Annotated in this window: 6 protein-coding genes; 3 read left to right on the top strand and 3 right to left on the bottom strand. The window is 67.5% G+C overall.

Annotated elements, in window-relative coordinates:
• Both AB4Y86_RS12800 and coaD read right to left on the bottom strand, forming a co-directional pair.
• A partial coding sequence (locus tag AB4Y86_RS12800; protein WP_441402600.1) for a YceD family protein occupies positions 1 to 345 on the bottom strand: 345 nt, incomplete at its 3' end.
• Positions 346 to 543: 198 nt separating this feature from the next.
• Positions 544 to 1,020, bottom strand: coding sequence for a pantetheine-phosphate adenylyltransferase (gene coaD / locus AB4Y86_RS12795; protein WP_441402599.1), 477 nt, complete (start codon positions 1,018 to 1,020; stop codon positions 544 to 546).
• A gap of 48 nt (positions 1,021 to 1,068) precedes the next feature.
• Here coaD and AB4Y86_RS12790 point away from each other — a divergent pair, with 48 nt between their 5' ends.
• Genes AB4Y86_RS12790 through AB4Y86_RS12780 form a run of 3 tightly spaced genes read left to right on the top strand, consistent with a single transcriptional unit; the run spans position 1,069 to position 3,955 of the window.
• Positions 1,069 to 1,965 carry an SDR family NAD(P)-dependent oxidoreductase gene (locus AB4Y86_RS12790; protein ID WP_441402598.1) on the top strand — a complete coding sequence of 299 codons (897 nt, stop codon included), beginning with the start codon at positions 1,069 to 1,071 and terminating at the stop codon, positions 1,963 to 1,965.
• On the top strand, positions 1,962 to 3,170 hold the full coding sequence (locus tag AB4Y86_RS12785; RefSeq protein ID WP_441402597.1) for an aminotransferase class I/II-fold pyridoxal phosphate-dependent enzyme: 1,209 nt from the start codon (positions 1,962 to 1,964) through the stop codon (positions 3,168 to 3,170). The genes AB4Y86_RS12790 and AB4Y86_RS12785 overlap by 4 nt, the downstream gene beginning before the upstream one ends.
• Complete coding sequence (locus AB4Y86_RS12780) at positions 3,167 to 3,955, top strand: spermidine synthase (RefSeq protein ID WP_441402596.1); 789 nt, start codon at positions 3,167 to 3,169, stop codon at positions 3,953 to 3,955. The genes AB4Y86_RS12785 and AB4Y86_RS12780 overlap by 4 nt, the downstream gene beginning before the upstream one ends.
• A gap of 8 nt (positions 3,956 to 3,963) precedes the next feature.
• On the opposite strand, the gene AB4Y86_RS12775 is transcribed toward AB4Y86_RS12780, so the two are convergent.
• Positions 3,964 to 4,455, bottom strand: coding sequence for a MarR family winged helix-turn-helix transcriptional regulator (locus AB4Y86_RS12775; RefSeq protein WP_441402595.1), 492 nt, complete (start codon positions 4,453 to 4,455; stop codon positions 3,964 to 3,966).
• Positions 4,456 to 4,603 lie beyond the last annotated feature (148 nt).

Here is a 4,603-nt window from a genome sequence, read left to right as displayed (position 1 = left end):
GAGCAACGTCGAGTCGAGATCGTGCTCGACTCGACGTTGCTCTTGTTCGTCTTCTTCGTCCGGGAATTCAGCTTCCCCGTACAAGAAAAGTTCTTGCACATCGACCTCTTGGTCATACGCAAGGGGATCCAGGCAGCGACCGCATTCGCCGGTTACTTTGACGATAGCGGTACCTGATACCAGAATTCCTTCGTGTACGGCCTCCAGGCGCAGATCCAGCCCGATGTCCGAGCCTTCCTGCACACCGATGAGCGCCACACCAAGATCACTTGGCGCGGGTACATGTTCCGTCAGTGTCCGCATGCTTCCCGGACTGCGTCCGAGGTCCTTGACGTCGAACGCCAGGGGCGAACTAGCATCTCGTTTAATGAGAACTCCTGTTGAACATATGACCGACGTACTATCTTAGCCTGAACTTCCGGGCGGACTCAAACCGGACGGCAGCGCGCGGTTCAGCACCGCACACCGGCCAGATCGGGGCCGCGCAACCGGCAGCAGGCCGCCGAGTACCGATCAAGCTTACCCTCTGCGCGGCGGTTCCGGTTACAGCTCGCCGGACTTCAGCCGCTTCAGCACGGACCTCGGCACGAAGTCGGAGACGTCCCCGCCGAGCGTGAAGACTTCCTTGATCAAGGTGGAGGACAGGTGCAGGTAGTGGCCCTCAGCCGGGAGGAACACCGTCTCCACCCCGGTGAGCTGCCGGTTCATCGTCGCCATCGGCAACTCGTAGTCGAAATCCGAGGAGGAGCGCAGGCCCTTGACGATCGCCGAGGCGCCACGCTGCCGGCAATACTCGGCGAGCAGCCCCTCCCCCACGGGTTCCACCACGATCCCGCGCAGCGAGGCCAGTGTCTCCCGGGCCATGTCGAGGCGTTCCTCAAGCGGGAAGCGGTACTTCTTGGCGTAGTTGGTGGACACCGCCACGATGACCTCGTCGAAGAGGCTGGCCGCCCGGGCGATGACTTCCAGGTGGCCGTTGTGAATGGGGTCAAAGGAGCCAGGGCATACCGCGCGTCTCATGCTCCGAACCTACCGCATGGGCCTTGCGGGCCGGGATAACATGGCGGAATGTCAGGATCAAACAGTTCTTCTGCCGACTCCGTATCTTCCGCCGATTCCGTCGAGCCGTTCACCGTAGCCGGAGGCGTCGTTCTTGTGACCGGCGCTGCCATGGGCATGGGGCGCCTTTACGCCCTGCGGGCGGCCCGCGAGGGTGCCGCCGTCGTCATTCTCTGGGACGTCGACGCCGACGGGCTCGGCCGGACGGCCGGCGAGGTCACCGCACTCGGGGCGCGCGCCGTCGTCCGCCGGGTGGATCTGGCCAGCCGGGAGGCCATCGCCGAGGCCGCCGGGGAGGCCGCTTCCGAGGGTCCGCTGACGCTGCTGGTCAACAATGCGGGAATCGTGCGCGGCGCCCTGTTCTGGGACCATGAGCCGGCCCGGGACATTGCGCTGACCATGGACATCAATGCCCTCGCGCCGATGTATGTCACCCACGCCTTCCTGCCCGCCATGATGGCAAACGGCGGCCGGCCGCGCCGGATCCTGAACATCGCCTCCGCCGCGGGCACCGTGTCCAACCCGCGGATGAGCGTCTATGCCGCCTCGAAGTGGGCGGTCATCGGCTGGAGCGACTCGCTGCGGCTGGAACTCGAAATGCAGGGCTATGCCCACCTGAAGGTCACCACGTTCTGCCCCAGCTACATCTCTACCGGCATGTTCACCGGCGCGCGCGGCCCGCTGTTCACGCCGCTGATGACCCCGGACGACGCCGTCGAGCGCGCCTGGCGCGCCACGGTGGCCGGCAGGCCGCAGCTGATCGCCCCGGCGACGGCGCAGCTCGGCAAGGTGCTCCGTGGCCTGCTGCCGGTCCGGGCCTGGGATTTCGTCGGCGGCAGGATCTTCGGCATCTACACCACCATGGACAAGTTCACCGGACGGGACGAGAAGGCGGGAACCCGGTGAGCGGGCAGCCGCTGTCCCCCTGGCAGCGGGCTGCCACCGGCGCCAACCTGCTCTCCCCCGGCGGAGACCTCGGCGTCACGATCTTTGAGGAGATGACCACGCTGGCGCTGACCACCGGTGCCATCAACCTCGGCCAGGGCTTCCCGGACGAGGACGGACCGGCGGAAATCAAGGACGCCGCCCAGGCTGCGATCGCCGCCGGCGCCAACCAGTACGCCCCCGGCAAGGGCATCCTGGAGCTGCGGGAAGCGATCTCCGTCCACCAGCGGCGGTTCTACGGGCTCGCCCCGGATCCACAGACCGAAATCATCGTCACCACCGGCGCCACCGAGGCCATCGCTGCCGCGCTGCTGGCCCTGGTGGGCCCCGGCGACGAGGTCCTCACGTTCGAGCCGTTCTATGACTCCTACGGCGCGATCATCGGCCTCTCCGGTGCCCGGCATGTCACCGCGCCGCTGCTGGCGCCCGATTTCATGCCGGACCTTGATGCCCTCGCCGCGGCGTTCACCGACCGCACCAAGGTGGTGCTGCTGAACAATCCGCACAACCCCACCGGCGCGGTGTTCCCCCGTGAGGTCCTCGAGCGCGTCGTCGAACTCGCCACCAAGCACGACGCCGTGATCATCACCGACGAGGTCTACGAACACCTCACCTTCGGCGTGGCGCATCTGCCGGTCGCCACCCTGCCCGGGGCCGCCGAGCGCACGCTGACCATTTCGTCCGCCGGCAAGACCTTTTCCTTCACCGGCTGGAAGATCGGCTGGCTCAGCGGCCCGGCCCACCTGGTCGCCGCCGCCCGGACGGTCAAACAGTTCCTCAGCTACAGCTCCGGGACACCGTTCCAGAGCGCCATCGCGGTGGGCCTGGGCCTGCCCGACGAGTTCTATGCCGGCATCGCCGACACCCTGCGGCTCAAGCGCGACATCCTCAGCGAAGGCCTGCGCGCGGCGGGCCTGGAGGTGTTGACCCCGCAGGGCACCTACTTCGTGAATGTGGACACGGCCCCGCTGGGGATTTCCGATTCGGTAGATCTGGCGCGCCGGCTGCCGGAGCTGGTCGGGGTCGCCGCCATTCCGGTCCCGGTCTTTTGCCACCCCGCAGGCGCCGAACGGACCCGCAGCCTGCTCCGCTTTGCGTTCTGCAAGAAGATCTATGTCCTGGAGGAAGCCGCCGAGCGGCTCTCCACCCTGCGGGACAGGCTGTGAGCGGGGACGCCACCCGGGGCGCCACCCGTTTTCTGCGGACCACCGGCCAGCACGCCGTGATCGAGCCCGACGCGTTCACCGACGGCGGGTACGTGCTGAGCATCGGCGGCGCCGAGCAGTCCCACGTGGACCTGGCCGACCCCGCCGACATCTTCTACGAGTATCTTCGCCGGATCGGCCACGTCGTGGATCTTGCGGCGCCGTGGGGCGAGCCCATCACGGCCCTCCACCTTGGCGCCGGCGCCCTGACACTGGCCCGCTACATCCAGGCCACGCGGCCCGGGTCCGTGCAGTACGCGGTGGAGCTGGAGCGGGAACTGCTGGACTTCGTGCTGCAGCAGTTGCCGCTGCCGGAGGGGACCGAGCTGCACACCGTGATCGGCGACGCCCGGGAGTCGCTGGCTACGCTGCCCGCGGAGCTGCGCTTCGACGTCGTCATCCTGGACATCTTCTCCGGACCGGAGGCGCCGGAACACATCGCCTGCACCGCCTTCTACCAGGAGGCAGCGGCCCGACTGACCGCGCGGGGGGTGCTGATCGTCAATGTCGGCGACGAGCCGGGCCTAACCCTGGTCCGCAGCCAGGTGGCCGCGCTGCGCCGGGCGATGGCCGACGTGGCAGCCTTCGCCGAGACCGGCATGTTCGCCGGCCGGCACCCCGGCAACATCATCCTGACCGGCACGCAGGGCCCATGGCCCGACGCGTGGACCGCCGCGCTCACCGCCCGCGGCCCGCACCCGGCGAAGGTGCTCGCCGGCGTCGAACTGGACATACTTTCGGACTAGGCGCGGCCTCAGCCGAACGCGATCTTCCGCAGCAGGACCCGGAGCTGGTCCCGTTCCGGGCCGTCCAGGGGCGCCAGGGACGTGTCTTCGGCCACCCGGACAGCTGCCGCGGCACGCTGATGCAGCTCCACGCCCGCTGCCGTCGGGCGGATGACCTTGGACCGCCGGTCGCGCGGATCCGGCGCGCGGAGCACCAGTCCCCGCTGTTCCAGCGCATCAACCAGGGAGACAATCTGGCTGGGATCCAGCCGCAGGAAATCAGCGAGCTCACGCTGCGAGGGCTCGGTGCCGCTGCAGGCCATCGCGAGGACCGAGTAGGAGCGCACCTTCAGGTCCAACGAGGCCAGCATGGCGTTGGCGCGGCTGCTGCCCAGGGACCGCGCCCGCGCCGCCAGGAATTCGATTTCGTTCACCAGGTCGCTGGCGAGGAGGCGGTCATCGAGGGCCGGCAGCGGGCCGCTCTCCCACGTTTCCTTGTCCTGCTGGGTTGCTTCGGCCACAGGTCCTCACAGCATCGGTTGGYGTCTAGAAACGCTTGACGGCCTCAACGATACCGCCGCGCCCTGACCATCCGGAAAACTGTTGAGAAAATTATGATTGACAACCTCAATTATATGGGTTGTTATCTATGTAACCCATATAATTGAG

Source organism: Arthrobacter sp. 2YAF22_2 (assembly GCF_052114645.1).
In the GTDB taxonomy this organism is placed as follows: domain Bacteria; phylum Actinomycetota; class Actinomycetes; order Actinomycetales; family Micrococcaceae; genus Arthrobacter.
The sequence above is the reverse complement of the archived record's forward strand: the minus strand, read 5'-3'. Positions and strand labels throughout refer to the sequence as shown.

Excerpts from the sequence above, each read along its gene's own strand:
- AB4Y86_RS12790 (WP_441402598.1), top strand. The coding sequence starts at position 1,069 with ATGTCAGGATCAAACAGTTCTTCTGCCGACTCCGTATCTTCCGCCGAT.
- coaD (WP_441402599.1), bottom strand. The coding sequence starts at position 1,020 with ATGAGACGCGCGGTATGCCCTGGCTCCTTTGACCCCATTCACAACGGC.